General features: G+C 46.5%; 30 protein-coding genes. 20 read left to right on the top strand and 10 right to left on the bottom strand.

Features of this window, described 5'->3' with window-relative positions; translation table 11 throughout:
• Genes N774_RS0108235 through N774_RS0108245 form a run of 3 tightly spaced genes read right to left on the bottom strand, consistent with a single transcriptional unit; the run spans nt 1 to nt 2,391 of the window.
• Nucleotides 1-477: an Lrp/AsnC family transcriptional regulator gene (locus N774_RS0108235; RefSeq protein ID WP_024860788.1), complete on the bottom strand. Its 477-nt coding sequence runs from the start codon at nt 475-477 to the stop codon at nt 1-3.
• Nucleotides 478-481: 4 nt separating this feature from the next.
• Nucleotides 482-1,522 carry a hypothetical protein gene (locus N774_RS0108240; protein ID WP_024860789.1) on the bottom strand — a complete coding sequence of 347 codons (1,041 nt, stop codon included), beginning with the start codon at nt 1,520-1,522 and terminating at the stop codon, nt 482-484.
• 14 nt (nt 1,523-1,536) lie between these two features.
• Nucleotides 1,537-2,391, bottom strand: coding sequence for a histidinol-phosphatase HisJ family protein (locus N774_RS0108245; RefSeq protein WP_024860790.1), 855 nt, complete (start codon nt 2,389-2,391; stop codon nt 1,537-1,539).
• Nucleotides 2,392-3,211: 820 nt separating this feature from the next.
• On the opposite strand from N774_RS0108245, the gene N774_RS0108250 reads away from it, so the two are divergent.
• From N774_RS0108250 to N774_RS0108275, 6 genes are all read left to right on the top strand, one after another.
• Nucleotides 3,212-3,481 (top strand): ACT domain-containing protein, encoded by a 270-nt coding sequence (locus N774_RS0108250; protein WP_024860791.1) that lies wholly within the window; start codon nt 3,212-3,214, stop codon nt 3,479-3,481.
• A gap of 18 nt (nt 3,482-3,499) precedes the next feature.
• On the top strand, nt 3,500-4,858 hold the full coding sequence (locus tag N774_RS0108255) for a PFL family protein (protein ID WP_024860792.1): 1,359 nt from the start codon (nt 3,500-3,502) through the stop codon (nt 4,856-4,858).
• Between the two features lie 373 nt (nt 4,859-5,231).
• Nucleotides 5,232-6,194, top strand: coding sequence for a phosphotransferase enzyme family protein (locus N774_RS0108260; protein WP_024860793.1), 963 nt, complete (start codon nt 5,232-5,234; stop codon nt 6,192-6,194).
• A 100-nt stretch (nt 6,195-6,294) separates the two neighbouring features.
• Nucleotides 6,295-6,726, top strand: coding sequence for a hypothetical protein (locus N774_RS0108265; protein WP_024860794.1), 432 nt, complete (start codon nt 6,295-6,297; stop codon nt 6,724-6,726).
• A gap of 10 nt (nt 6,727-6,736) precedes the next feature.
• Nucleotides 6,737-7,087, top strand: coding sequence for an ArsR/SmtB family transcription factor (locus N774_RS0108270; protein WP_024860795.1), 351 nt, complete (start codon nt 6,737-6,739; stop codon nt 7,085-7,087).
• Nucleotides 7,088-7,093: 6 nt separating this feature from the next.
• Nucleotides 7,094-7,891 (top strand): amidohydrolase family protein, encoded by a 798-nt coding sequence (locus N774_RS0108275; RefSeq protein ID WP_024860796.1) that lies wholly within the window; start codon nt 7,094-7,096, stop codon nt 7,889-7,891.
• Between the two features lie 481 nt (nt 7,892-8,372).
• On the opposite strand, the gene N774_RS0108280 is transcribed toward N774_RS0108275, so the two are convergent.
• The 4 genes from N774_RS0108280 to N774_RS0108295 are packed head-to-tail and all read right to left on the bottom strand — an operon-like array spanning nt 8,373 to nt 10,347.
• Nucleotides 8,373-9,266, bottom strand: a complete 894-nt coding sequence (locus N774_RS0108280) for a prohibitin family protein (protein WP_024860797.1) — start codon at nt 9,264-9,266, stop codon at nt 8,373-8,375.
• Between the two features lie 23 nt (nt 9,267-9,289).
• Nucleotides 9,290-9,502, bottom strand: a complete 213-nt coding sequence (locus N774_RS0108285; protein ID WP_024860798.1) for a hypothetical protein — start codon at nt 9,500-9,502, stop codon at nt 9,290-9,292.
• A gap of 30 nt (nt 9,503-9,532) precedes the next feature.
• Nucleotides 9,533-9,730, bottom strand: a complete 198-nt coding sequence (locus N774_RS0108290; RefSeq protein WP_024860799.1) for a hypothetical protein — start codon at nt 9,728-9,730, stop codon at nt 9,533-9,535.
• 50 nt (nt 9,731-9,780) lie between these two features.
• Nucleotides 9,781-10,347 carry a DUF1836 domain-containing protein gene (locus N774_RS0108295; protein ID WP_024860800.1) on the bottom strand — a complete coding sequence of 189 codons (567 nt, stop codon included), beginning with the start codon at nt 10,345-10,347 and terminating at the stop codon, nt 9,781-9,783.
• Nucleotides 10,348-10,843: 496 nt separating this feature from the next.
• On the opposite strand from N774_RS0108295, the gene N774_RS0108300 reads away from it, so the two are divergent.
• The 3 genes from N774_RS0108300 (at nt 10,844) to ruvX (ending at nt 13,133) form a co-directional block, all read left to right on the top strand.
• On the top strand, nt 10,844-11,614 hold the full coding sequence (locus N774_RS0108300; RefSeq protein WP_024860801.1) for a dihydroorotate dehydrogenase electron transfer subunit: 771 nt from the start codon (nt 10,844-10,846) through the stop codon (nt 11,612-11,614).
• Nucleotides 11,614-12,525, top strand: a complete 912-nt coding sequence (locus N774_RS0108305; protein WP_024860802.1) for a dihydroorotate dehydrogenase — start codon at nt 11,614-11,616, stop codon at nt 12,523-12,525. The genes N774_RS0108300 and N774_RS0108305 overlap by 1 nt, the downstream gene beginning before the upstream one ends.
• A gap of 179 nt (nt 12,526-12,704) precedes the next feature.
• A complete protein-coding gene (gene ruvX / locus N774_RS0108310; protein ID WP_024860803.1) occupies nt 12,705-13,133 on the top strand; it encodes a Holliday junction resolvase RuvX in 429 nt (142 codons plus the stop codon).
• Here the strand turns inward: ruvX and N774_RS19460 are convergent.
• The gene (locus N774_RS19460; RefSeq protein WP_196231541.1) at nt 13,126-13,299 is read right to left on the bottom strand and encodes a hypothetical protein; all 174 of its coding nucleotides are present in this window, start codon (nt 13,297-13,299) and stop codon (nt 13,126-13,128) included. The genes ruvX and N774_RS19460 overlap by 8 nt on opposite strands.
• A gap of 95 nt (nt 13,300-13,394) precedes the next feature.
• Between N774_RS19460 and N774_RS0108320 the strand changes: the two genes are divergently transcribed.
• The 4 genes from N774_RS0108320 (at nt 13,395) to N774_RS0108335 (ending at nt 16,888) form a co-directional block, all read left to right on the top strand.
• On the top strand, nt 13,395-14,663 hold the full coding sequence (locus tag N774_RS0108320; RefSeq protein ID WP_024860804.1) for a lectin like domain-containing protein: 1,269 nt from the start codon (nt 13,395-13,397) through the stop codon (nt 14,661-14,663).
• A 63-nt stretch (nt 14,664-14,726) separates the two neighbouring features.
• Nucleotides 14,727-15,224, top strand: a complete 498-nt coding sequence (gene trmL, locus N774_RS0108325; RefSeq protein WP_024860805.1) for a tRNA (uridine(34)/cytosine(34)/5-carboxymethylaminomethyluridine(34)-2'-O)-methyltransferase TrmL — start codon at nt 14,727-14,729, stop codon at nt 15,222-15,224.
• Between the two features lie 13 nt (nt 15,225-15,237).
• Entirely contained in the window at nt 15,238-16,110 is an 873-nt protein-coding gene (locus tag N774_RS0108330; RefSeq protein WP_024860806.1) for a DegV family protein, read from the top strand.
• 205 nt (nt 16,111-16,315) lie between these two features.
• On the top strand, nt 16,316-16,888 hold the full coding sequence (locus N774_RS0108335) for a helix-turn-helix domain-containing protein (protein ID WP_024860807.1): 573 nt from the start codon (nt 16,316-16,318) through the stop codon (nt 16,886-16,888).
• Nucleotides 16,889-16,938: 50 nt separating this feature from the next.
• Here N774_RS0108335 and N774_RS0108340 read toward each other — a convergent pair whose 3' ends face one another.
• A complete protein-coding gene (locus N774_RS0108340) occupies nt 16,939-18,630 on the bottom strand; it encodes a recombinase family protein (protein ID WP_024860808.1) in 1,692 nt (563 codons plus the stop codon).
• Nucleotides 18,631-18,760: 130 nt separating this feature from the next.
• Nucleotides 18,761-18,934 (bottom strand): hypothetical protein, encoded by a 174-nt coding sequence (locus tag N774_RS19180; protein WP_155250380.1) that lies wholly within the window; start codon nt 18,932-18,934, stop codon nt 18,761-18,763.
• 455 nt (nt 18,935-19,389) lie between these two features.
• Between N774_RS19180 and N774_RS0108350 the strand changes: the two genes are divergently transcribed.
• The 7 genes from N774_RS0108350 (at nt 19,390) to N774_RS0108380 (ending at nt 25,313) form a co-directional block, all read left to right on the top strand.
• Nucleotides 19,390-20,301, top strand: coding sequence for an ACP S-malonyltransferase (locus N774_RS0108350; RefSeq protein WP_024860809.1), 912 nt, complete (start codon nt 19,390-19,392; stop codon nt 20,299-20,301).
• Between the two features lie 90 nt (nt 20,302-20,391).
• Nucleotides 20,392-20,817: a hypothetical protein gene (locus N774_RS0108355; RefSeq protein WP_024860810.1), complete on the top strand. Its 426-nt coding sequence runs from the start codon at nt 20,392-20,394 to the stop codon at nt 20,815-20,817.
• Nucleotides 20,810-21,514: an enoyl-CoA hydratase/isomerase family protein gene (locus tag N774_RS0108360; protein ID WP_024860811.1), complete on the top strand. Its 705-nt coding sequence runs from the start codon at nt 20,810-20,812 to the stop codon at nt 21,512-21,514. The genes N774_RS0108355 and N774_RS0108360 overlap by 8 nt, the downstream gene beginning before the upstream one ends.
• A 38-nt stretch (nt 21,515-21,552) precedes the next feature.
• Nucleotides 21,553-22,761, top strand: coding sequence for a beta-ketoacyl-[acyl-carrier-protein] synthase family protein (locus N774_RS0108365; protein WP_024860812.1), 1,209 nt, complete (start codon nt 21,553-21,555; stop codon nt 22,759-22,761).
• 428 nt (nt 22,762-23,189) lie between these two features.
• On the top strand, nt 23,190-23,615 hold the full coding sequence (locus N774_RS0108370) for a sporulation initiation factor Spo0A C-terminal domain-containing protein (protein WP_024860813.1): 426 nt from the start codon (nt 23,190-23,192) through the stop codon (nt 23,613-23,615).
• A 253-nt stretch (nt 23,616-23,868) separates the two neighbouring features.
• Nucleotides 23,869-24,786, top strand: a complete 918-nt coding sequence (locus N774_RS0108375) for a magnesium transporter CorA family protein (RefSeq protein ID WP_024860814.1) — start codon at nt 23,869-23,871, stop codon at nt 24,784-24,786.
• A gap of 41 nt (nt 24,787-24,827) precedes the next feature.
• Nucleotides 24,828-25,313: a hypothetical protein gene (locus N774_RS0108380; protein ID WP_024860815.1), complete on the top strand. Its 486-nt coding sequence runs from the start codon at nt 24,828-24,830 to the stop codon at nt 25,311-25,313.
• Nucleotides 25,314-25,370 lie beyond the last annotated feature (57 nt).

Genomic DNA, 25,370 nt, shown 5'->3' on the forward strand with positions numbered 1-25,370 from the left:
TCAGCCGAGTCCCCTTTCGTCGGGCTCTTCACCGTCGATGAAAATGCCTTTTTCCTTGTATTTTTTCAGTATAAAGTGAGTCGAAGTAGAGAGTATCCCGTCGATAGTTGCAAGGCGCTCGGAAACAAAGAACGCAACGTCCTTGAGGTCATTGCCCTTGACCTCAACTGCAAGGTCGTAAGCTCCCGAGGACATAAGGCTGACGCTTTCCACCTCGTCATACATCATGATAGTCTTGGCAATGTCGTCAAAGCCGCAGTCGCGCTGTGGAGTTACTTTAAGCTCTATAGTAGCGTAAACAGTGGACTTGTCATAGAGGTCGTCGTTGACGATAACGCTGTAGCCCTTGATAATGCCGTCTTTTTCCAGCTGTTCGATGCGAGCGGCAGCTTCCTCCGCCGATATGCCCAGCATTTCGCCAAGCGCCGCATCTGATATACGAGCATTCTGCTGTAATATTTTGATAATGTCATTCATAATATCATTCCCTTTCGTCCTGAGTATCGTATTCAAGGTATTCGCCCTGAGTATATCCCATATATTCAAGTATCTCGTCCCAGTCGCTGTCGGAGAGGAATTTTCTCTCTCCCTTGAAATTATATCTTCCAACAAGGGACTTGGCTGTGCCGATCTCCCAGCACATCACTCTGCCTGTCTCAAAGCCCTGAAGCTCTATGGTGAACTCCATATCGCCGTGCTCGGGGACTTCCCACGGCACATCTGCGGTAAAGGGCTCTTCTGCGTCCCATCTTCCGTAGTAAAAGAAGGGCTTGTCAGACTCGCCCAATATATATTCCATACCGATAGACAGAGCCAGCAGGTCAAGGCGGCTCATATTCTCATAGTCGATCTCATCGCCGTTGCCGTTCACCCATACAGGAAGCACCGAGCCTGTGAAGTTACTGCTCTCGCTGCCGTTATTGCCGAAATCGTCCTCTTCAAGCTTTGTATCGGTATATCCGCCCTCTTCAAAGCCGTATATTTTAAGCACCTCCGACCACGTCTTCTCTCTGAGATCGTTTATGACCGCTGAATCACCGAAAGCTCCCACATAGTCGTCTTTTTTGGTATTCTTGCTGCAAAGTATCAGCTTCGGCTGACCATACTCGTCAGGCACTATGATGTATTCAAGAGGCTCAATGGGCGTGAAATACTTGTTCACTCCCTTGTTCAGCTCGTTATCCTCATCTGTTACGGAGTAGATGATATTGTCCGCAAATTTCTTCTCCTCTTCCACAAGAACGGTATTTACCGCCTTGAAAAGAGTAGACGCATTGGCATTGGCTGAGGATCTCTTGCTTTTCTTCACATAGCCCAGCATACCGAATGTAAGGTCGATGCCGCCGTCTTTGTCGCCAGACTTTCCCGAGGTCTCCTTCTCGGCTTCGGTGGCAGGCTCGGTGGTCTCGGCAGCTGTTGTTTTCTCTTCGGGCTCAGCCTTGGGCTGAGTATTTCCGCAGCTCCACGCCGATACAGTCATAAGCAGTGCCGCTGCAAAGGAAAAAGCTCTTTTTTTCAGCATAAAATTCCCTCCTGTCACTCGATATCAATGAAATACGGTTTTCTCTTTTTGAAATAAGCTCCACGGGTGAAGCCCGCGGCTCGGGCTGTTTTCATGGCGTCGGCGATATCGGCGCCTATGTCCTCAACTGTATGTGAATCAGAGCCGAATGTAAGTATCTCGCCGCCCATATCACGGAACAGCTTGACGTATTTAAGGTTCGGGAAGCTGTCCCCGAAGCCCTGTCTCAGTCCCGATGAATTTATCTCCATGCCCTTGCCGTTCTGAGCAAGGCTGCGGAAGGTCTCCGCGATAATGTCGTCATATCGGCTTATATCGGCTTCTATGCCGTGTCTCTGCTTCATGTAGCGCAGGCAGTATGTGATATGTCCGATAACGTCGAAAAGCTCTGTTCTGCTGACAGCGTAGACCTCCTTGAAGTAACGCTCCAGCAGGTCGTATATCTCGTCCATTGTAAGCTTTTCGTATTCTATGAAGTAAAAATCACGCTCGCCCATTACCTGATGTACCGAGCCTATGATAAAATCAACTCTCTTGTCGGCATTGACTATTTTTGCTGCGTTCGTATCATGGAGTATCTGTCCCAACTCCACACCGCAGATAAGGTTGAGCTTTCCCGCCCACTTCTCTTTCAGGGCAGTAACTGCGGAAACAGAGCCCTCAAAGTCGGCGGCATAGTCAAAGCTGTCGCGCAGATACCTTTCGTTCTCGGGATAGTGCTCCTCTTTATACCAGCCGTTGCACTCACAGTGGTCTGTAATGGCATAGGCGGCAAGTCCAAGCTCCGCGGCGCGCTCAATGCATTTATTTATATCAGCCTCGGAATCCACCGAATACTGTGTATGTGTATGGCAGTCCATTAGTTTCATAGTCTCAGCCCCTTTTGTTATATTCTATTATTATAACACATCGGAATTGAAATTTCCACTGTTTTTTGAAAAAAGCTTCCTTAGAACTTAGAACTAAGCAAAGGCGAACATTTTTCGTCCGCAGGTCACAATGCAATTATGCCGAAATCATGTGTAGGGGCGGCGTTCCGCCGCCCGATTAATTTGCCACACATGATAATTGCATCGTCAGGCATACACGGGCCGCCAAAGGCAGCCCCTACAGCGCGGAGCCCGCGCCGCCTAGCCACGTTGACGCTTGTTTCACTCGCTCACAATCATCAATGTCGTTACTCGTACATCGCTTACAGCACTTCTTTATTGGCGCACTTCTAAGGCAGCCCCTACAGCGCGGAGCCCGCGCCGCCTAGCCACGTTGACGCTTGTTTCACTCGCTCACGATCATCAATGTCGTTACTCGTACATCGCTTACAGCACTTCTTTATTGGCGCACTTCTAAGGCAGCCCCTACAGCGCGGAGCCCGCGCCGCCTAGCCACGTTGACGCTTGTTTCACTCGCTCACGATCATCAATGTCGTTACTCGTACATCGCTTACAGCACTTCTTTATTGGCGCACTTCTAAGGCAGCCCCTACAATTGGACATTTGTATTTTTCGTTTATTGACGGGCGCGCGGAACGCGCCCCTACATTCTCAACTCTCAATTCTCAACTCTCAACTTTCTACTCACTAATCACTGAAAAATTTTTCCTGCGGCTGTTGCTTTTTTACAAGCAGTGTGTTATAATAATATCAATCACGGGGAAAGTCCCCATATAACAATAAAACGGAGGTTTTTACTATGAGAGCAGTTGTAACTGTTATAGGTAAGGATACTGTAGGTATTCTCCACAAGGTAAGCGGTATCTGCGCTGAGTACAACGTAAACGTTATAGAAGTAACACAGAGCGTTCTCCAGGATATGTTCGCTATGATAATGCTGGTGGACATTTCCGATATAAAGGGCGATTTCTCGGAGCTCGTTGACAGAATGACAGCCCTCGGCACTGAGCTTGGACTCTCTATCCATACAATGCACGAAGATATATTCAACTCCATGCACAGCGTCTGATGAAAGGAAGTACGTTCAATGCTTAACGTATATAATATACTTGAAACTATCCGCATGATACAGGACGAGTGCCTTGATATCCGTACTATCACTATGGGTATCTCTCTCCTTGACTGTTTCGACACGGATATAGACAAAGCCTGCGAAAAGGTCTACAACAAGATAGTGACCAAGGCAGGAAACCTCGTTCCTGTCGGACAGCAGATAGAGAAAGAGTACGGCATACCTATCGTAAACAAGCGTATTTCCGTAACTCCTATCGCTATGCTGGCAGCTGCCTGTCCCGACGTTGACCCCGTTAAATTTGCAAAGGCGCTCCAGAGAGCAGCCGATACCTGCGGAGTAAACTTCATCGGCGGATATTCCGCACTGGTGCATAAGGGCTTCAGCGCAGGAGATATGGCTCTCATAAAGTCTATCCCCGAGGCTCTGGACGTTACTCAGAACATCTGCTCATCTGTAAATATCGGCTCTACAAAGTCGGGTATCAACATGGACGCTGTAAAGCTCATGGGACAGATAGTCAAGGAAGCTGCAATAAAGACTGCTGACCGCGACTGCATAGGACCTGCAAAGCTTGTGGTATTCTGCAATGCCGTTGAGGATAATCCCTTCATGGCAGGAGCTTTCCACGGCGTAGGCGAGCCTGACTGCGAGATACACGTCGGCGTTTCGGGTCCCGGAGTTGTACGCGCAGCTCTTACAAAGTACCCTGACGCTTCAATAAATGAGATCGCGGACATAATCAAAAAGACCGCATTCAAGATAACCCGTATGGGACAGCTTGTAGGTGCAAGAGCCTCCGAGCTCCTTGGCGTACCCTTCGGTATCGTTGACCTTTCACTTGCTCCCACACCTGCTATCGGCGACAGCGTTGCTCATATCCTTGAGGAAATGGGACTTGAGATGTGCGGTACTCACGGCACAACAGCCTGCCTTGCAATGCTCAACGACGCAGTAAAGAAGGGCGGCGTAATGGCTTCATCAACAGTCGGCGGACTTTCGGGCGCATTTATCCCCGTATCCGAGGACGCAGGCATGATAGACGCGGCAGTTGCAGGCGTTCTCAGCCTTGAAAAGCTTGAAGCCATGACAGCTGTATGCTCCGTTGGACTTGACATGATAGTAGTTCCGGGCGAGATAGCTCCCGAGACCATTTCCGCTATCATCGCAGACGAAGCTGCTATCGGCATGGTGAACTCCAAGACCACGGCTGTACGCCTTATCCCCGCTATCGGCAAAAAGGAGGGCGACACCCTCGAATTCGGCGGACTCCTCGGCAGCGGACCCGTTATGCCTATCCGCGAGAAGTCCTCAGCCAAGTTCATCAACCGCGGCGGACGTATCCCTGCACCTATGCAGAGCCTGAAGAATTAGCAGCGTGACGCTGCACCCTTGCCACGTTGTCGCTCGCGAGCTCGCTCACTATCATAAAAAAATGATATTCTGCTTTCGCTTACAGCACATTACGCGGCAAAACAACACAAATCAAATCGTAGGGGCGGATATTATCCGCCCTTTTCAATTACCATTAACTTGCGGGCGGCGGAACGCCGCCCCTACATTCTCCATTTTTAATTTACGGACTGCCAAAGGCAGCCCCTACAGTGTGTCATTTAGAGTTTTCATATAATTGACGGACGCGCAATGCGCATCCCTACAAGCTAAAGGCTAACGGCTAATGGCTAAAAGCTTGGGCGGATAATATCCGCCCCTACTACTCTCTACTCACTAATCAAGAGGTGATACTTTGGATATCCGCAATATACCCACGCTTTTCGGGCTTCCCGAAGCCGATACGCTCACGGAGCTGAACGCAGGTCACATAAACCGAACCTTTCTTTCTGTCTGCGGCAGTGAAAAATACGTGCTCCAGTCGCTGAACAGGTCTGTATTCCGTGCTCCCGAAGCTGTTATGGACAACATCAGCCGCGTTGAAGCGGCTTTTGCAAAGGCTGACTGCTACCACACAGCAGTCCCGCATTTTATCGCCTGCGGCGATAAAAACTATGCGGTCGCCGACGGTGAAGTATGGCGTATCTACAGCTATATCACGGCGACCGCAGAAGCCGCGGCTGATGCCGCGGCAGCGGGACGGGCTTTTGGCACATTTATGCGGATAATGGACGGGACCAAGCTCAACAGCACGCCTGCCATAGAGGGCTTCCACGATTTCGACAGGTATTTTGCGGAGCTCTCCGCACAGAACGGTATCGCCCCCGAAATATTGCGAGAACTTGATCGTCTCCGCAGCAAACTTGGACAGGTATTCACGGGCTCCCTGAAAAAACGTGTGATACACGGCGACGCAAAGCCGGACAACATTATCATGGACAGTCCCGCTGTTATTATCGACCTTGACACGGTGATGTACGGCTATTCGGCTATTGACTACGGAGACCTTGTGCGTTCGGTCTGCCGTAAAGGTCCTCCCGACCTCAGCGCAGTCCGCGAAATGACAGGCGGCTTTGCGCAGGGACTGGACGGACTTCTCACAGCCGAGGAGGTCGATTCACTGTATTACGGCATTTTGTGGCTCACGGGAGAGCTTGCCGCAAGGTATCTCACCGATTCACGCCGCGAGAACAAGTACTTCCGCGGCAAGACCTCCGCTGACTGCCTTGCCCGTGCAGAGCAGCTCCTTGCGCAGCTGAAAAGCTTCACCGCAAGCAGCAGTGAGTTAAAGGAAATAATACACGAAGAAATGGATTAAGCGGAGCAATGCTCCGCTTATTTCGGCAATTGACGAATCCTGTGTTATGTGGTATAATAATATGTGTAAATCGCTGTAAAACAAAGGGGGCGGGCGTTTTATGGAGTTCATACTTGTTATCGTGATAATAGTAGTCCTGTGCATCATTCTGGGAGTTAAAACCATTTATCTCCTTGCGGCAGGAGCGGCGCTTCTCGGACTCATATACACCGTCTCACTGATGCTGCTGTGCTTCTTTTTTGTGCGGCTTTTCTTCACAAAAAAGCACAAGGCTGTGTTTTCACACATAGATAAAAGCCCCCGCGGCAGCTTCAAGGTAGCATATTACACCATTGACGGAACAGAATACCCCAATGTTTTCCCCGAAGAGGGTCTTCTGCGCAGCAAGCTCTACCGCAGCGACAGAAGCTCCACGGTATTTCTGACAAAAAACAAAAAATACGTCTACGATAAATTCGCCTGCGCCACCTGCACTATCGGCTTTTTGCTGACGATAGCCACAGTTGCCGCAGTACTGATGATAATGAGATAAGGAGAACGACATGGACGAACACATTTGCGGCACTCACGGAGTGCATAAGGACATAGTAGAAAAGGTCGCAGGGGTCATGCCCGATGAAGCCGTGCTCTATGAAGCTGCGGAGCTTCTCAAGGTCTTCGGCGACTCCACAAGGATTAGGATAATCTTCGTGCTCTGTCAGAGCGAGATGTGCGTCTGTGATATAGCGAGGCTTTTAGGTATGACCCAGTCCGCCATATCACACCAGCTGAGAGTGCTGAAGCAGGCTCGGCTTGTAAGCTCCCGCCGCGACGGAAAGACCATATTCTACTCCCTTTGCGATGACCACGTAAAAACTATTTTCTATCACGCTATGGAACACGTAATGGAGTGATGTACGATGAGGTATTTTGATTTCCATACCCATGCATTTACCGATGAGCTTGCGAAACGTGCCGTTGCGGGACTTGCCCTTACCAGCGGCATTGAGCCTGCCACAGACGGCACTGTCAGCGGACTGCGCCGCAAGCTTGAAGAAAACGGCATAGACCGTGCAATGCTGCTCCCCGTAGCCACAAAGCCCTCACAGCAGGAGGCAATAAACAACTGGGCAGCTTCTGTTATGGGAGACGGTCTTTACTGCTGCGGAACAGTCCACCCCGACGCAGAGAACACTGTTGCGGAAGTTGAGCGCATAAAGGCTCTCGGACTGTACGGAGTAAAATTCCACTCGGAGTATCAGAACTTCCGCCCCGATGAGGAGAGAATGTTCCCCATATACGAAAAAATAGCGGAGCTTGGACTTATCGCCGTATTCCACGGCGGCTGGGATCCCTACTCAAAGGACGAAATAAAAGCCACACCGCAAAGCTTTGCCGCAGTTGCAGGAACGTTCCCGAAGCTGAAAATAGTCTCGGCACATCTTGGCGGACTGAATCTGTGGGACGATATTGAAAAGTATACCGCAGGAAGATTCCATAACCTGTGGTTCGATGTCAGCGTTATATCACGCTTTATCAGTGACGAGCAGCTTCTGCGCATAATAAAGAAGCAGGGCGCGGAGCGAGTGCTCTTCGGCAGTGACTGTCCGTGGGACGAGCCTGCCAATGAGATAGACATGATAAACAGGCTCCCCCTCACCGATGAAGAAAAGGAGCTCATATTCTTCCGCAGCGCAGAAAAGCTCCTCGGCATTTAATAGTGAGTAGTGAGTAGAAAGTAGAGAGTAGTAGGACGCCCGCTGGGCGTCCTTTTTAATTCGGAATTGTAGGGGCTGCCTTTGGCAGCCCGCAAGTAACAGTACAAGCAACATGAAAACATTGTAGGGGACGGCGTCCTCGACGTCCCTTAATTAACAGTTATTTGGACGTGCGCCCAAAGGCAGCCCCTACACTCTCAACTCTCAACTTGAAAGGACGCGCAAAGCGCGTCCTTTCAAAAGAAAAAGCTTATGTACCCCTACATAAGCTTTCGGAAATGCTCCGCAATATGAAATAATGTTTACCCCAACGTGCGGCAGTCCCCCGACTCCGCACTTTTTGTTTCGGAGCTCCTTTTATGACCGAGCTCCTATCCCTATCTTGGTCAGATGAGTTCCCCTCTCCACCCTTTGTCAGAGAAGGAAGTCATATATTACTGCTCCGAGAGCAGCGCTTATTCCCCCCGAAAGATAATATCGATTAGTTGGTCTTGGCGCTTGATGCAGCGCTGTCGTCAATATTGACATCGATAAGAAGTCCGCCGTCCTTGCCTGTTACCTTTGGCATTACGCCGTCCCACTTCTGGATCTGCTCGTAAGCAATGACCTTATCGGAAAGGGACTCCTCAAGAAGCTTGTTTGCGTCAGCCTGTGCCTGTGCCTGCTTGAGTATAGCCTCAGCCTCAGCCTTGGCAGCTATGACCTTCTTTTCAGCCTCGGTATTTGCGATCACCTTAGCCTGCTCCTGCTCTGTCTTGGTCTTGAGCAGATTCTGCTCAGCCACCTGCTTTGCCTCGATAGCTGTGTTGAACTCAGCCGAGAAATCAAAGTTCACGATGTTGAACTTTTCTATATAGATACCGTAGGAATTGAGCTTGCTGTCAAGGGCAGTCTTTACCTCGTTGCTTACAGACTCACGGTCTGTAATGAGCTGCTCTGCGTTATACTTGGCAGTTGCCGACTTCATGCACTCCTGAACTACAGGTGTGATGAGTATGGTCTGATAGTCAACACCGACTGTCTTGTACATCTCAGGCGACTTGTCCGATACCAGCTTGTAGTTTACAGCAATGCTGCTGCTAACGGTCTGGAGGTCCTTTGAGACTGCCGAAGCAGGTGTCTCATATACCTGGATCTTGTTTGACATATCCTCAACTGTCTGGATAAAGGGAGCTTTCAGGTGGAAGCCCTCTGTCAGCGGAGTACTGGATACCTCGCCGAGAGTGAGTACGACTCCCGTATTACCTGCGGGAACTATAGTAAAGGAATTTGCAGCTGCTAAAATAGCAACAGCTCCTATAACTATCCACTTTACGCCCTTTAAATTTGCTTTTCTGGGAGCATTTCCATTGATCTCCCTAACATTAACACCCATAGTGATTCTCCTTTGATATGCGATTATCTGTTTAAGTAATATCTTCCGTCATCTGTGACTGATATGATGTTGCGTTTTACCATTCTGAGAGTAACGAACGGGAAACTATAAGGATTGAACAATCCTATCTCGTCGAGTCTCTTTGCGTTGGCTTCCGAATAAGCATTGGCTTTCATCAGCGCTCTGATTATCCTCTTTTTCTTTATTAAGAATACAGGTGGGACAAATACTGCCATATTATCAACTCCTTTAGTAGGTCTGTTGCTTTAATTCCTGTTAAGATAATACTTACCGTCCTCTGTTGCCGATATAACATTGTCGTACAGAAGCTCAAATGTGGCATCGGGATTGAAGATACCCAGCTCGTCAAGAGACTTGGCACTGTCTGCCGAATATGCCTTTGATACTTCAAAAAGCTTGATGATCTTTTTCTTGTTCATTAGTATTGCAGTTACAACATTCATTTCCAAAACCTCCCATAATTCCTATATCGTGTAATGTTTACCCCTAAAAATTACATCTCGTCCAGTATTACTTCCAATCCCTTTTCCATTTCAGTCCTGAGACAGCCGCTTCTGTAGCCCATTACCATGACGTACATAGCCTTTCTGAGCTTTTCCGCGTCAGCGATCTCGTTGTTGTTGTCAGCGATCTCACCTGCCACCAGAGACTTGATACGCTCTGTATCAAAGGCGCCCTCGTCCTCTGCGGTAAAGATTATCCTGCAAAGGATATCGTAAAGGAGTATATCCTCGATGATGTCATCGGAGGTATCCTCCACGTCGCCGTTGATATAGCGCATAAGATTTGCAATGTCCTCCAGCTTCATAGCCTTGCGGAGCATATTGATAAGCAGTATGCGGAGTATCTGCTTTTCGGAGTATTTCTTGCCCTTGGTAGCCGATACCCAGCCGCGCTTTATCCAGTTCTGAATGGTAGTGCCCTCCAGACCTGTGAGCTTTGAGAGCTGGGAAAGCGTAAGACCGCCTGTAGCTTCAAGAACGGGAGAAATAAGCGAAAACGCCGATTCTCTTGCCTGCTCTGAAAACTTCATTGTAGTGCCAGGGATAAGTCTGCTCATAGTCATTATCTCCTCTCCTGTGATGATATGATTATATCACAGGTTCGTATGAACTGCAAGTATAATCTTGGGACGTTTTTAATCGTTTTTTGAGATTTTTTTGAATTTATCATACTTTATTATTGATTTTCAAACTTTTTTGCAGCTTTTCACGCTTTTTGAAATAAAAGCTTTGCGAAAACAATATCTTGATAAATCCCCGACAATGTGATATAATAGTATAAATCATAATTTAACGTAATAACTTCCTGAGGATATGAACGGGATTCCAAAGGGACTGTGTTACTTTGACAGAGTGACTCCCCATAAGATGGGGAGATGTCGCAGCGCGACAGAGGGGACGGACCCGATTAGGGGGCCCTGCAAGAGAGGGCGTCCCTTAATGTTTTTCGGAAAACGTCCCTACCAAACGGGACGTCGAGACGCCGTCCCCTACATTTCGGGCGGATAATATCCGCCCCTACAAACGTAAATTATGATTTAAAAGGAGGTTAATATGAAATACACACAGGGACAATACATTATAAAAGAAAAATCCGCTATTGCCCGTGAGATATACAGCTTCACCATTTCATGTCCGGAAGTGGCTGCTGCTGCATGTCCCGGACAATTCGTACATATAAGAGCAAAGGGCTTCACTCTCCGCAGACCTATATCCATCTGCGGCATCGACAAGGAAAAGGGCACTCTCCGTATCGTTTTCGAGATACGCGGTGAGGGTACTGCCGAGATTGCAAAGCTAAATGCAGGCGACCTTATCGATATTCTTGCGCCTCTCGGTCACGGCTTCACAGTTAACCCTGACTTCAAAAAGGTCGTTCTCATCGGCGGCGGTATCGGTACACCGCCCATGCTGCCCCTTGCAAAAGCTTACGGCGACAGAGCCGCTGCCATAAGCGGATTCAGAAACGCTTCCGCAGTTATACTTCAGGAGGACTTCCGCAAAACAGGCGCTGAGACCATTCTATGCACCGATGACGGCTCGGCAGGTATTCACGGCTTTGTAACTCAGCCTTTCACCGAGCTTGCCGAAAAAGGCGGAATCGACGCTGTATATGCCTGCGGTCCTATGCCCATGCTGAAAGGCATTGCGGCAATATGCAAGGAGAAAAACATATACTGCGAGATATCCCTCGAAGAGCGCATGGCTTGCGGTATCGGAGCCTGTCTTGGCTGTGCCTGCCGCACAGTCCGCAATGACGAGGAATATTTCGCTCACGTCTGCAAGGACGGTCCCGTATTCAAGGCTGAGGAGGTGCTCTGGTAATGGCTGATATGTCTGTAAAGGTCTGCGGCGTAGACTTCAAGAATCCTATAATCCCTGCTTCGGGAGTATTCGGCTACGGGCGCGAATACGAGGAGCTTTTCCCTCTTGACAAGCTGGGCGGAATCGCCACAAAGGGTACTACCCTTCACCTCCGCACAGGAAATCTTGCACCGAGAATCGCTGAAACTCCCTCGGGTATGCTGAACTCAGTAGGACTCCAGAACCCGGGTATCGACCATTTCATCGAGACCGAGCTGCCCTATCTGCTCACAAAGGACCTTGTAGTTCTTGCAAATATCGCAGGCTCAACTCCCGACGAGTGCGCAGAGGTAGCTGCAAAGCTTGAAGATACCGATGTACATATGATAGAGCTGAATATCTCCTGCCCCAACGTAAAGCAGGGCGGAGCTGCATTCGGTACAAGCTGCGAAATGGCAGCCGAGGTAACAAAGAGAGTTCGCGCAGTTACAAAGAAGCCCCTTGTGGTAAAGCTCTCCCCAAATGTTACAAGCATTGCTGATATAGCGAAGTCTGTTGAAGCCGCTGGAGCTGATGCAGTATCGCTGATAAATACCCTCCTCGGCATGAGGATAGACATAAACACAGGCAGACCCATACTCCGCAACAACGTAGGCGGCATGAGCGGTCCTGCTGTATTTCCTATTGCTGTACGCATGGTATGGCAGGTAGCCAACGCAGTCAATATCCCTGTTATCGGCATGGGCGGCGTGTCCTCCGGACGTGACGCCATAGAGCTCATGATGGCAGGAGCTTCCGCAGTACAGGTCGGCGCTGCAATATTCACAGACCCGTATGCACCTGTACGCATAGTGGAGGAAATGAACGACTGGCTGAACAGCAAGGGAATTTCTTCCGTCAAGGATATAATCGGCACAGTAAAGCCGTGGTAAATCAAAATTCAGCTTTGCTGAATTTTGATTTCAGTAAGTAGTGAGTAGAAAGTAGAGAGTAGGGGCGGATATTATCCGCCCAAATGTAGGGAACGGCGCCCCGCCGTTCCGCGGAACACGTTACATAACAAACGGAACGCTGAGGGCGGCGTTCCCTACAGATAAAAAAGGAACATATAATGATAATAATGTCAGTTGATTTCGGCGACGCAAGAACGGGTATCGCTGTCTGCGGAAAAAGCGAAATGATAGCTTCTCCCGTCACCGTCATCGCCGAAAAGGACTTCACAAAATGTATAGAAAAAACCGCTGCTCTCGCAAAAGAACAGCGTGCCGAACAGATAGTTGTGGGCTACCCCATGAACATGAACGGTACAGTTGGCGAAAGAGCCGAAAAATGCAAGCTCTTCGCCGAGGAGCTGGAAAAGCTCACAGGCTGTCCCGTCAAGCTCTGGGACGAGCGCTGTACCACAGTTTCAGCCCATAATGCGCTGAATGTCACCAATACCCGCGGCAAAAAGCGCAAGGCTGTAGTTGACGCAGTGGCGGCAGTGCTTATCCTCGAGAGCTATCTGGGATTCAGGCGCAATTCGGGCGAGCCTACATGATCACCGACTTGATGTCGTCAAGCAGATTTCCCGCAGCCTTTAGTGTCTTCCCCGCATCACGCTTTATGCTCATTTTCTTCATGGGACGGGCGTTAGCCATGGCATAAACGGCAAAGCCTGCCACAGCTCCGGCAGCCGCACCCTTAGCAAGTGACTTCATATTCATATCTGTTGCTCCGATAGTTTATTATCCGCAGCGCGGACAATATTATTATCTGAAAAAAACGCAGAACTATTCCGATACAATGAAAGGAAGAAAAAATGAAAAAGCTGCTTATGTTATCCCTTTTACTTGCAGGTATGCTGTCTGTATTCAGCTGCTCCGACAATAACGAGCCCTTTGAAGAGCTCCCTGCTCCTACAGAAGTGACAACAACTGCCGAAGCAACAACAAAGGCGAAAAAGGTTTACGACTACGTTCACGGAACTGACGGATACTATAATCTCGCAGACGAGATGACTGAGTTTGAGATGAAGTCTCAGAAGTACGGCACCTGCTGGCTCCATGCAGCGGCTGCAAGTATGGAGACTGCATATTTCAAGAAAAACGGCAGCTATATCTCAATCGATCCCATGAAGCTTCTTGATTTCACCTATTTAAATAAAAAAGACGAGGGCTTCTTTGTAAAAGAGGGATTAGACGAAAAAGAACTGGGCGGTTCGCAGTGGATAGTGATATTAAGCCTGTCAAACGGCTTTGGTGACCTCGCTCTTGACAGCTCTGTCATTCTTGATAAAAACGACAGAGAAGCCATAAAGGAGAATATCCGCAAAAGAGGCGGAGTCGCTATCGGTATTCTTGACAGTGATGACAGAAAAAAAGGCTGGTTCGGTACCTACCGCACCATTAACTACACAAAAGATGACGATTTCGACCACGATGTGACTATTATAGGCTACGATGACCATTTTCCCAAGGAATACTTCAAGGAGCCTGCTTCCGAGGACGGTGCATGGATAACCTATAACAGTTCTTTAGGCTCAGCGTGCTATTATTATATATCCTACAGTGCTCCCCTCGAATACGCCATAAGCCACTCCGCCACCGATAAATACGGCGAGGTACTCAGCTATGACGCAGGCAATGAGTCTGACAGATATGTCAAGACAGGAGACAGCACGAAAACTGCCAATGTTTTCCACAAGGCAGGAAAGCTTGCCGCAGTAGGTACATATAATGACTTTGACGAGCAGGATATAAAGATAGAGATATACAACGAGGACTTTACGGAGCTTCTATATTCTCAGGACGCAAAGCTTGACTATCACGGATATCACACCATAGACCTTGATACTCCCATAGATGTTACTGATTATGCAATAGTCATCACCTATACCAAGGGAGCTCCTGTGGAGGGAGAGGACGCCGACTACGGCGAAATTAAATACAAAACTGTATCCGAGAAAGATCGGTCCTTCATTTATATTGATAATAACTGGAAGGATATGACCGACAGCGATATAAAAACAGTACTGAAAACGGACTTTTCTCCCAATAACTGCTGTATAAAGGCGATATACGCCAAATAAACAAGCCTATTTTCTCCGCCGCAGGCGGAATAGAAATAATAATAAAAAAACAGAAGGATATTTATGCAAAACCTGAATATCGTCCTTGTAGAACCCCAGATACCGCAGAATACGGGGAATATCTCCCGAACCTGCGCCGTTACGGGAGCAAGGCTCCACCTCGTCCGTCCGCTGGGCTTCGAGGTCAGCGACAAGCATCTTAAACGTGCAGGTCTGGACTACTGGGACAAGCTGGACATCACCTATTATGACAGCCTCGATGACTTCTTCGCAAGAAATAAGGGCGGTCACTTCTTCTACTTCACCACAAAGGGACTTCACGTCCACAGTGAAGCGGAATACCCCGACAACGCCTATCTTGTATTCGGGCGTGAGGACAAAGGACTTCCCGAGGAGCTTCTCCACGATAATCCCGACAGCTGCGTAAGGATACCCATGCGCAATGAGCTGCGCAGTCTCAACCTCTCAAACTCCGTGGCAATAGCGGTATACGAGGTGCTTAGACAGTGGGACTACCCCGACCTTTCCCGTGAGGGAAAGCTTACAAAATACGAATGGTAAAGGAGACAAAACTATGAATAAGATCGCTATACTTACCGATTCATGCTGCGACCTTCCAAAAGAGACTATAAAGGAGCTGGGCATAAAGGTAATTCCCTTTACTCTGACCGTTAACGGTGAGAGCTTCAAGGAGATATACGACAAGTCCACACAGGAGTTCTATGAGCTTCTTGAACATACAGACGAGATACCAAAGCATTCTCAGATAAACCCAACGGTATTCGAGGAGACCTACAAGGAGCTCTTCGAGCAGGGCTACACAGACATTATCAGCGTATCTATCAATTCCAAGGGCTCGGGAACCTTCAATAACTCCGTTATAGCCAAAAATGACTTCTTTGACAATAATCCCGAAGCCGAGGGAAAAATGCGAATCCACAATATCGACTCAAAGTGCTATTCCCTTTTCTACGGCTATCCCGTAGTGGAAGCCGCGAAGAAGGTACGCCGCGGCGCTGAGCCCGAGGAGATAGTGGCATATCTGGAGGACTGGTTCAACGTAAGCGCTATATACGCAGTTCCCTTTACTCTGAAATACGCCAAGAAATCGGGACGTATCTCCGCAGCAAAGGCATTTGCGGGAGAGCTTCTGGGACTGAAGCCCGTTATCATGTTCGCTGACGGCAATACCGAGACCGTTGACAAGATAAGGGGCGAAAAGAATATCGTTCCCAAGCTTGTTGAGATAATCGAGAAGAATATGACTCCTCAGACTCCTTATATAATGCTCCACGGCAGAGATGACACAGCGGCAAAGGAAGTGGAGAAGGAGCTTGCCAAAAAGACAGGCAAAAAGGCAGAGATGTTCGGCAGAATAGGTGCTGTTGTTACATCTAACATAGGTCCCGACCTTGTAGCCGTAGTTGTAAGACGCAAGAATAAATAAGTTTTTCAACATAAAGGGCAGACTGCGGTCCGCCCTTTTGCATATAGTGCAAACGCCTGTATTTCGCCATGTAAAAGAGCTTTTACATAGCTTGCAAAAGTCTTTTGACAGCTTTTTCGGTCAATGTAAAAACAAATTTATAGACCTTTCTCCCTGCTGATGCTATACTGGTGTCAGTCAAGAGAAAAAACCCAAGGAGGAAAAAATGGAAATAGGAAACCAGATCAAAAAGTACCGCGGAAAGCTGAACTGGTCACAGGAGACCCTTGCCGAAAAAGCATACGTCAGCCGCCAGACAGTTTCAAACTGGGAAAACGGCAAGAGCTACCCCGACATACACAGCCTTCTTATCCTTGGAAATCTTTTCAATATTTCTCTTGACGAATTAGTTAAAGGAGATGTTGAATCTATGAAAAATGAAATCGAAAAAAATGACGTGAAGAAATTCAATGCATTGTCATGGCTGTTTGCGGCAGAGTTTCTGGCATTACCCGTTTCTATTATTCCGCTGATAAAGTATCTCGGCTGGCTGGGCGGAGTAATATGGGGTATCCTGTTCGCCGTAACAATGTTCACGGCTGTAAAGGTCGAGAAAATGAAAAAGGCAAACAATATCCAGACCTACAAGGAAATAAAGGCTTTCATGGAGGGCAAGCCCCTTGACGAAATATCCGCAGAACGCAAAAGCAGCATAAGCAGTCCGCTTATAAAGGCTATATGCGGTGCAGCATTCGGATTTTTCACAGCTGCAATATGTGCATATCTGCTTTTCAGATAATACAGCAAAAGGGAACGCTTCAGCGTTCCCTTTTTTACTCAATACAGCTGTTACTGCATCTTGTATGAGTCGATCATCTTCTTACTGATGTGTCCGGAACGCCGAACGAACCGTCCTTCGCTCCGTTCATAGGTGATCTCTGCCGATATATTGGTCTTTAGCTTGACCTCCAGCTTCATCGAATCTTCGTTTATGGGTACAACATCTATACGGTCAATGATCGCTTTCGTCATTTCGTCCACCTCATCATGGGACATCTGATGCCCGTGAGTGTACATTGTACGGAAATATTTTTCAATATTTTCCATTTCCTTTGCGTAATCATCTTTTTCCCGTGCCTTGAGCTCCAATGTGTGGATATCCTCCTCAAGCTGTGAGATAAGGACATTGACACTGTCATTGCGCTCACAAAATTCGTCGCGGGTAATTAAATTGTCCGTATAAAGGTCAAGCAGCTTTTCGCGCTTGGCTTTTTCTTTTGTCAAAAGAGCAGCCATTTCGTTGATCTGCTGCTGTACACTGACATCTCGTCCGCTTTCACGATAGATACGCATGAAATCCGTAACATACTCATCTATATTGTCTGCAATTTTCTGAAAATGCTCCGACAGCATTTTATACAGGTCATTTTCCATTATTGAGAACGAAGCGCAGGTCTTTGCTCCCGAACGCTTTTTCTCACTGCATACCCATTGATATATTGGTTTTCCCTGCGAAACACTGTTGGAGTAGCTTGTCCGCCAATAAGGCTTATCATGTGCTTTACACCATAATTTGCCCGTAAACACGCTTCTGTCTTTAAAGGAACGTCCTCTCGACTTTATAGCCGTACTGCGTTCACGGAAAACAGCATTGCTCTTTTCCCATATCTCTTCGCTGACGATGGCAGGAACTACCTCCCCTGTTTCATCTTTATACATTATCCACTCTTCTTCAGGCAAAAAGCGCTGTTCGCGGGTCCGATAGTCAACTATCTTGACCTTGTTGCCGCAGTAATAGCCCTTGTATTTCGGATTCTGAATAATACTGTTAATGGTATTATGATGGATTCGAGTACCGTTTCGGCTGCGATAACCTTTTTCCCAGAGGATTTTTTCAAGCTTACGGGAGCTGTAATCGCCTGTTGAATAAAGCTCAAAGATCAGCCTTACCATTTTTGCTTCTTCTTCGTTTATAACAAGCTTGCAGTCACGCTTGTCGTAGCCAAATATGCGGCTGTTTCCCATAACATTGCCGCTTTCGATGGCACGCTTATGTCCCCAGCGTACACGCTCGGAAAGCTTCCTGACTTCATCGGCAGCAATACTTGACATGATAGTAAGTCTGAGCTCACTGTCCGTATCTATGGTGCAGATGTTATCATTCTGGAAGAATACTCCGACTCCTGCTCTGAGCAGATCACGGGTATAAGTCAGACTGTCGATCGTATTTCTTGCAAAACGGCTGACCTCTTTAGTCAGGATAAGGTCAAATTTACCTGCCTTGCCGTCCTCTACCATACACATGAAGTTTGTGCGGTTCTCGGCTGACTCGCCGCGTACACGGTCAACATATCCGTCAACATATTTCCAGTTCGGATTTTTCTGTATCATATCCGTGAAAAATGCGATCTGGTTTTCAATGGAATTTTCCTGTTCCTCTCTGGTCGTAGAGACTCGGGCATAGAACGTCACGCGCATTTTCATATCAAAAATGGTCTTACGTTCCATTTTCATCTGATTAGCCACACTATAAATATCCATATGCCGTATCTCCTTTATGGCTTGTTGATTTATATATTATTATACCATACCGACTACTCTCTGTCAACTCAAAAAGCCGAGCCTCGTCCATATATCAAAAAAGAGTGTATCTTCACGACACACCCTATGATCAGTGATCATTGTTAATGGTATAGTGCTTCCTGCCTTTGTCAATACGTTCGATCATTGACGTCATTCTTCCAAGACGAGCGGCGTCTATCAAGCCTTTTTTATAAAGTATATTAGCCCACGCCGTCAATGTTTGCTTTTTCAGTGTCAGCTCAGTTGAGTCCGCTTTCTTCATTCTGATCCCTCCCATACATATAGTATGGCATAGAACAAGGAATATTATTCCCTTTTTAAACATTTCAGATGTATCACCGTGATATTTGTCCTGACATCCGTCACGGCTCCATGCTTCAATGGTATTATATCGATCGCAGCACTTTTGTTATTGACAAGAGTTTAGATATCTGATATTATAGAATATGGACTGTTTACAAATACGCGGCACGCTGCATGCGTAGTACCGAGGTCACAAAACGGATAAGGACAATAAAACCTTTATGTTCCCAAATCTCCAAAATCATTGGAAAGATCTGTGATCATGGTTCTTAAAAACAGAAACAGGGCGGAACTGATCGAACGTGTATATCCCGATACAGGGAGACCGACACGATATGCTATCAAAAATATCCATGTATTTTGTCATTATATTTACCCATCAGTGCCCGAAATATAAGAGGAGCAATAGATATAATGTACAACAGAGCATTTTTATTTAACGGCATAGGTTCAAAACCCGAAAAACTTCTGGCACAGTTCACTCCCGAACTGATGGACAGATATGAGACATACAGAGAAGAAGCTTTTGCAAGACTTGGTCTTGACATGGATATGGATAAGAACACGGGTCACAGCGAAAAGGCTGCCGAATGGATGGTGCCTTTTCTCTGCGACAGAGTTGTGTATGAATATTTTATCGGTAAAGGCATCATTCCCGATATCGGTGCAGGCTACAGCTCAGGCATAGTAAGCGCAAGCGCATGCTTTGGTTCAATAAGACATGAGGACGCTCATGATATCGTTATGTCGCATCTTTCGATGTTTCGCGGACTTCAGGAAAAAGGCTTCAAGCTCGATATGGGTATCATTATCGGTTTCAATTACGATGAGCTGAAAGAGCTTTTATGCGATAAGTTCACTTCTGATGAACTGGTCATCGGAAGCGGAAATTCCGACTTCCACGTTATGATAAGCGGTAAGGCTGAGGCAGTTGAAAAGGCTATCGCGTTATGTCTGAGTGAGGGAGCTATCAAGGCTTTCACAATGAATACGGGCACTGCCTTTCATCATCCTCTTATGGAGCAGTTTTCGACCGAATACATCTCGCTCTGCAACAGGCTTGACTACAAGGAACCTGAATATCCACTCATCTCGGTCTTCGATCAGACAGTTCTGAAAACAGTGGACGAGGTCAGAAAGGAAAATCTGCTTAACGTCTTTACACCCATGCGCTGGGATCTTGCACTGAAAAAGCTGGAGGAGCTGGGAGTAAAGGAGTTCTTTGATGTAAGCGCCAATGGTGCAATAAAGAAGTTTTCAAGAGTAAGCAGAAAGTGCAAAATATATACTCTTGAAGATGTGATCGGCGGCAGATATACTTTATAAAAGAGTATAAGCGCGCAGGCTCTCGGATAGAAAAAATATTATATCATGAGAGCAGTTACAGATTATCAATAAAAGTATGGGGGAATCTTCATGAATGATATAAAAACAGAAATAAAGGAATATACGACGGAGGTAAGCGGCATGACCTCACTCAGCGGGCTTTTGAACGCCGAGCTTGGAAGTCCCTGTCTGCTTATCGTAAAAAACAGCAGGATATCAGGTGATATCAATGATGATATCAGAGCTTTCTTCACAAAAGCACCCTTCCTCACCGCCCTTGCAGACGATGAGCCGTCAGAGGAGCTTGCAGAGCTTTTCGATATGGTGATCCCTGCCGAGGGTATTGACGAATGGACAGCAAGACTTTTCAAGGATAAGAGCAAATGGGCAGCCGATCAGATAACTGCCTGCTTCGTAAAGGCAAGAACAGGAACTGCGGCAGAGGTGCTGGACTGCGAGTCAAGAGCTTTCTATCGTCTTATGGCAGTAAAGAACGGAGGCGGCAGCAATGAGTGATATCATCAATATCAGTTTAAACGAAGAAAACGGCATACTCCATCTCGTTATGGACGCGCCCAACAACAACATGATGACAACTGCTTTTCTGAACACCTTTGAAGCGATCATGGTAAAGGTGGCAGAAAGAGCAGAAAAAGGCGGCATCAAGGGCATGATCATCTATGGCGGCGGCAGACATTTCAGCTCAGGCGCAGATGTAGGCGCACTTGCCGAGCGCTCAGAAAAGGAAGCTTACGATGATACTTCCGATGAACTTCCTGCAAGTCATATTTTGCAGAAGAGCCATTTCACATTTCTCCGCGGCCTGCCTTTCCCCGTAGTAAGCGTGGTAACGGGATTCTGTATCGGTTCGGGCAGCGAGATCGCTGTAAACAGCCATTACAGGATACTTGAAAAAGGCGCGAGAATAGGTCAGCCCGAATCCACATTCGGCATACTTCCCGCACTTGGCGGAGTTGCAAGAAATATCGAGATATGCGGCATGAAAAATGCCTATGAGCTTGTTATGACAGGTGATATGATACCTGCGGATCAGGCTTACGAGATAGGCTATGCCGATGTTTTCGTTGGCAAAAAGCAGGGACTTCCCGAGGCTCTTTCGCTCATAGAATATATTTCTGATAATTTCGGCACATTCGAGCCCGAGAAATACAGAGAATACATAAAGCAGTACAAGCAGAGCCGTCTTGTATAATGCTCTTGCGGACATCGCGCAGTAAAGAAAGGATCAATATGGAAAAGATAGTAGTAACAGGTATTGGCTCCATAAGTGCTCTGGGTCTTAATACCGATGAATTATGGGACGCCCTTATAAGCGGAAAAAGCGGCGTAAAAAAGATAACACGTATCCCTACCGATAAACACGATACGACCATAGCAGCAGAGGTCGATGACGCATTTGAGGCAGTTGCTTCAAAATACTGGAAAAAGCGTCAGCTCAGTGCAACAACAAAGGCAACAAGAATGGGACTTGCTGCCGCAGGCGAAGCGATCGAGGACTGCGGTGCTGATTTCAGCACCCTCAACGCAGACAGGATAGCAATTATTTTCGGTGTTTCCGATAACTCCTACGAGGACGGCGAGCTTGATATCAAGCCGAACACTACTTTAAAGCGTATGCCGAGCGCTATCCCTTCAATGCTTGCTATGAAGCACGGTATACAGGGTCCCACATTCAATGTCTCTACAGCCTGCGCTTCATCAGGCTATGCTGTTGCTCTCGGAAAGCAGCTCATACAGTCAGGTTTGTATGATATGGTCATTACAGGCGGACTTTCAAATACAGTCTCAAACATTGTTATAAGCGGCTTCAATCAGGTGCTTGCAATGTCTGTTGACAGTGATCCCACAAAAACTCCGCGCCCCTTCACAAAGAACCGTGACGGCTTCATCATGGGCGAGGGAAGCGGCTGCATAATTATCGAATCAGAGAAGCACGCAAAGGCAAGAGGCGCAAGGATACGCTGTGAGCTTGCAGGTGCGAGCATGACCTGTGAGGCTTACAATATGACAGCTCCCAAGACAGACGGCGAGGGCATGGCTGATGCTATGGAGCGAGCTCTCCGCGACGCAGGAATGTCACCCGACGAGATCGGATATATCAATGCGCACGGTACATCAACAAGTCTCAATGACCTTTACGAGACAATGGCTATAAAGAAGGTATTCGGGAAGAGAGCATACGATATCCCCGTTTCTTCCATCAAGGCTGCAATAGGCCATACTCTTGCAGCAGGCGGTGCTCTTGAGGGCATTGCTTGTATCAAGGCTATTGAAACAGGCATACTTCCGCCTACCATACACTATGGTGAACCCGATCCCGAGCTTGATCTCAATTATATACCCAACGAAGCAATAAAGAAGGATATAAAAGCTGCGGCTTCAAACTCATTCGGCTTCGGCGGAAACAACTCTACTCTTATTTTCAAAAAATATGAATGACGGATATACCTCTGAAATGGTATAATGTCTTGATAAAATCATATATAACAAAGCTCCGACCGTAAGTAAATGTTTTGCTTACGGTCGTTTTTTTATGATACTTCGGCTGAAAAACTTGTCTCTCTCATAGAATACAAAGAACGGAAATTTGCAATCGAAACTGCTCATATTTTTAAATTCAATGCTGCATTTTGTCTTTTGAGGTATATTTTCGGTATAATCGGATAGCCCCAAAATATACTCAAATTATACCGAAAAAAACTTGTCATAAAAACAGCCTTTATGATATAATGCATATGTAGTAAATAGGTTTAAAAAAACGATAATTTCTGTTTTATAGCATTTTCTGTCAATATCTATGATATCGGGCACCGAAAAATAATAAACAGAAAAAGCCACAGCAAAAAGAACAAAAAAGGAGAATCAATATGCTATCGACCAATACTATCATCAATGAAAAAGAAGAAAAAGAGAAATACCTTTTCCCCACCGATCAGTCTATGGAAAATAAAGACCTGCATACAGCTCAGCTGGAAAAAACTGTTATCAGATTTGTTCAGAAGCTTGGGATACGCCCTAATCTAAACGGCTATCATCTTCTCATAAAAGCAATACTTATGGCTTTGGATTCCCCCGAGCTCCTGAGATCCCTGACAAAGGAGCTCTATCCCAGGATCGCAGAGGATCACGGCACGAATGTCCGAGCTGTCGAGCGCAATATGAGAAAAGCGATAGAATCCGCTTATGAGTACGATCCTCAGCGTATCCGATCTGTTTTTTATTATAAAGTGGACAAGCCGTATATTTCCGAGGTCCTTTCAATGGCGGTCGAGTCAATACGTTATGAGCTTTAAGAGATAACGATTTTGTCTGTCACATCAGGCAGACTCCGTGTTTTTTCAGTCCGTACAAAAAGCGAAAGCCATAGCGATCCTGAGCCTGATTTCGGGATCCTATGGCTTTTCAATTGACATTTCCCCTTATTTATGGTATCATAATTACTAATGTAAACCTGTATTGGCAATGGTAAATGCAGGATATGATGATCAAATACACACGCGAAGCGATACAAAGATCGCTCGGGACTAACTTATATATGTGGTGGCTATGTATTACTATATAAAAAACACGCTTGAAAAAGTCAAGAAGCTGGACTTCAAAAATAAAAACGATAAATTCGTTGCTGTGCTGACATCAGCCGAATGGCTGGAAAACAGGAATAAATTTGATATGGGTATCGAAATGGATATTGATCTTTCCGCTGTCCATTCTACTAAAGCCGAGGTAAACTACGACTCGCTGACAGGAACTTTTTCTGTGCCCGACATAGAAAACATCTCAGCGCCAAATACAAACTTCGCATTTGCCCTCGATGAAAAGGGTATCGTATTTATTGATGACAGCGGCTTCGTGAATAAGCTGATAAACAATATCATCAGCACCAAACGCTGGATAATGCCCAGCCTTGAACGCTTTATATTCGATTTCCTTGAACAGATAGTGACTAAGGATCAGATAGCTCTCGAAAATCTTGACAAGGAACTTGATACGATAGAATCCAATATTCTTGAAGGCGAAGAAAAGGATCCCTCACTGAGAGTCAGCCGTATCAGAAGTGATCTGCGTGACCTCAGAGTTCACTATGAACAGCTTCTTGAGCTCAGTCAGGAACTTGAAGAAAATGAAAACGATTTCTTTAAAGAGGATAATACCCGCTATTTTCATCTTTTTACACAGCGCGTTTCAAGACTGCATGATTTTACAGCCTCGCTCCGTGAATATTCGATCCAGATACGGGATATATACCAGTCAAAGCTTGATATAAAGCAGAACCGCATTATGGCTCTGCTTACAGTCATAACCTCTATTTTTATGCCGCTGACCCTTATTGCAGGCTGGTACGGCATGAACTTTAAATATATGCCCGAACTGGAGTATAGATCAGCCTATCCTATCGTAATTGCAGTAAGTATCCTGATAGTTATAATAAGTCTGATATTCTTCAAAAAGAAAAAATGGCTCTAAGTATCAATAACAGTTACAGTATCGTCAAAGGAGTAAACTAAATGGAAATCAACAAACTGAAACGTGATACAGTCGAAAGGCTTCGCAAGGTAAAAAAGGACAATGGTCTGACCAATTCGCAGATCATGGATATGCTTGAAAAGAATAATTGTTATATTTCCGAAGCAACTATCAAGAAAATATTCTCGGAAAACAACGATCCCGGAAGCTTTAAGTATCAGAGCACTATTGCGCCGCTTGCAGATGTACTTCTGGATATGTTCAGCGATGACAGCAGTTCTGATGATGTATCTGCCCTTAAAGCACTGATACATGATAAAAATGAGATGATAAGCATTCTTGTAGTGAGGAACGAGGAAATACGTGCTGACTATGAAAAGCGCTTGAACCATTTGCAGAAACAGATCGGCATGCTTGAAGATCATCTGATATTCAGAGAAAAACAGATAGATAAAAAGGACGAAATAATCTCCAAGCTGCTTAATAAGGTGATAGATTGTCCCGGGTCATGTACAATGAAGCTGTGAGCTGCCATAAAACTGTTTATCCGTATCCTGCGTAAATATGATCCTGTCTTTACATAA

Source organism: Ruminococcus flavefaciens AE3010, from assembly GCF_000526795.1.
GTDB classification, from domain to species: domain Bacteria; phylum Bacillota; class Clostridia; order Oscillospirales; family Ruminococcaceae; genus Ruminococcus; species Ruminococcus flavefaciens_D.

Bases quoted from the DNA above. Each gene is read 5' to 3' on its own strand.
- N774_RS0108235 (WP_024860788.1), bottom strand. From the start codon at position 477: ATGAATGACATTATCAAAATATTACAGCAGAATGCTCGTATATCAGAT.
- N774_RS0108240 (WP_024860789.1), bottom strand. From the start codon at position 1,522: ATGCTGAAAAAAAGAGCTTTTTCCTTTGCAGCGGCACTGCTTATGACT.
- N774_RS0108245 (WP_024860790.1), bottom strand. From the start codon at position 2,391: ATGAAACTAATGGACTGCCATACACATACACAGTATTCGGTGGATTCC.
- N774_RS0108250 (WP_024860791.1), top strand. From the start codon at position 3,212: ATGAGAGCAGTTGTAACTGTTATAGGTAAGGATACTGTAGGTATTCTC.
- N774_RS0108255 (WP_024860792.1), top strand. From the start codon at position 3,500: ATGCTTAACGTATATAATATACTTGAAACTATCCGCATGATACAGGAC.
- N774_RS0108265 (WP_024860794.1), top strand. From the start codon at position 6,295: ATGGAGTTCATACTTGTTATCGTGATAATAGTAGTCCTGTGCATCATT.
- N774_RS0108270 (WP_024860795.1), top strand. From the start codon at position 6,737: ATGGACGAACACATTTGCGGCACTCACGGAGTGCATAAGGACATAGTA.
- N774_RS0108275 (WP_024860796.1), top strand. From the start codon at position 7,094: ATGAGGTATTTTGATTTCCATACCCATGCATTTACCGATGAGCTTGCG.
- N774_RS0108280 (WP_024860797.1), bottom strand. From the start codon at position 9,266: ATGGGTGTTAATGTTAGGGAGATCAATGGAAATGCTCCCAGAAAAGCA.
- N774_RS0108285 (WP_024860798.1), bottom strand. From the start codon at position 9,502: ATGGCAGTATTTGTCCCACCTGTATTCTTAATAAAGAAAAAGAGGATA.
- N774_RS0108290 (WP_024860799.1), bottom strand. From the start codon at position 9,730: ATGAATGTTGTAACTGCAATACTAATGAACAAGAAAAAGATCATCAAG.
- N774_RS0108295 (WP_024860800.1), bottom strand. From the start codon at position 10,347: ATGAGCAGACTTATCCCTGGCACTACAATGAAGTTTTCAGAGCAGGCA.
- N774_RS0108300 (WP_024860801.1), top strand. From the start codon at position 10,844: ATGAAATACACACAGGGACAATACATTATAAAAGAAAAATCCGCTATT.
- N774_RS0108305 (WP_024860802.1), top strand. From the start codon at position 11,614: ATGGCTGATATGTCTGTAAAGGTCTGCGGCGTAGACTTCAAGAATCCT.
- ruvX (WP_024860803.1), top strand. From the start codon at position 12,705: ATGATAATAATGTCAGTTGATTTCGGCGACGCAAGAACGGGTATCGCT.
- N774_RS19460 (WP_196231541.1), bottom strand. From the start codon at position 13,299: ATGAATATGAAGTCACTTGCTAAGGGTGCGGCTGCCGGAGCTGTGGCA.
- N774_RS0108320 (WP_024860804.1), top strand. From the start codon at position 13,395: ATGAAAAAGCTGCTTATGTTATCCCTTTTACTTGCAGGTATGCTGTCT.
- trmL (WP_024860805.1), top strand. From the start codon at position 14,727: ATGCAAAACCTGAATATCGTCCTTGTAGAACCCCAGATACCGCAGAAT.
- N774_RS0108330 (WP_024860806.1), top strand. From the start codon at position 15,238: ATGAATAAGATCGCTATACTTACCGATTCATGCTGCGACCTTCCAAAA.
- N774_RS0108335 (WP_024860807.1), top strand. From the start codon at position 16,316: ATGGAAATAGGAAACCAGATCAAAAAGTACCGCGGAAAGCTGAACTGG.
- N774_RS0108340 (WP_024860808.1), bottom strand. From the start codon at position 18,630: ATGGATATTTATAGTGTGGCTAATCAGATGAAAATGGAACGTAAGACC.
- N774_RS19180 (WP_155250380.1), bottom strand. From the start codon at position 18,934: ATGAAGAAAGCGGACTCAACTGAGCTGACACTGAAAAAGCAAACATTG.
- N774_RS0108350 (WP_024860809.1), top strand. From the start codon at position 19,390: ATGTACAACAGAGCATTTTTATTTAACGGCATAGGTTCAAAACCCGAA.
- N774_RS0108355 (WP_024860810.1), top strand. From the start codon at position 20,392: ATGAATGATATAAAAACAGAAATAAAGGAATATACGACGGAGGTAAGC.
- N774_RS0108360 (WP_024860811.1), top strand. From the start codon at position 20,810: ATGAGTGATATCATCAATATCAGTTTAAACGAAGAAAACGGCATACTC.
- N774_RS0108365 (WP_024860812.1), top strand. From the start codon at position 21,553: ATGGAAAAGATAGTAGTAACAGGTATTGGCTCCATAAGTGCTCTGGGT.
- N774_RS0108370 (WP_024860813.1), top strand. From the start codon at position 23,190: ATGCTATCGACCAATACTATCATCAATGAAAAAGAAGAAAAAGAGAAA.
- N774_RS0108375 (WP_024860814.1), top strand. From the start codon at position 23,869: ATGTATTACTATATAAAAAACACGCTTGAAAAAGTCAAGAAGCTGGAC.
- N774_RS0108380 (WP_024860815.1), top strand. From the start codon at position 24,828: ATGGAAATCAACAAACTGAAACGTGATACAGTCGAAAGGCTTCGCAAG.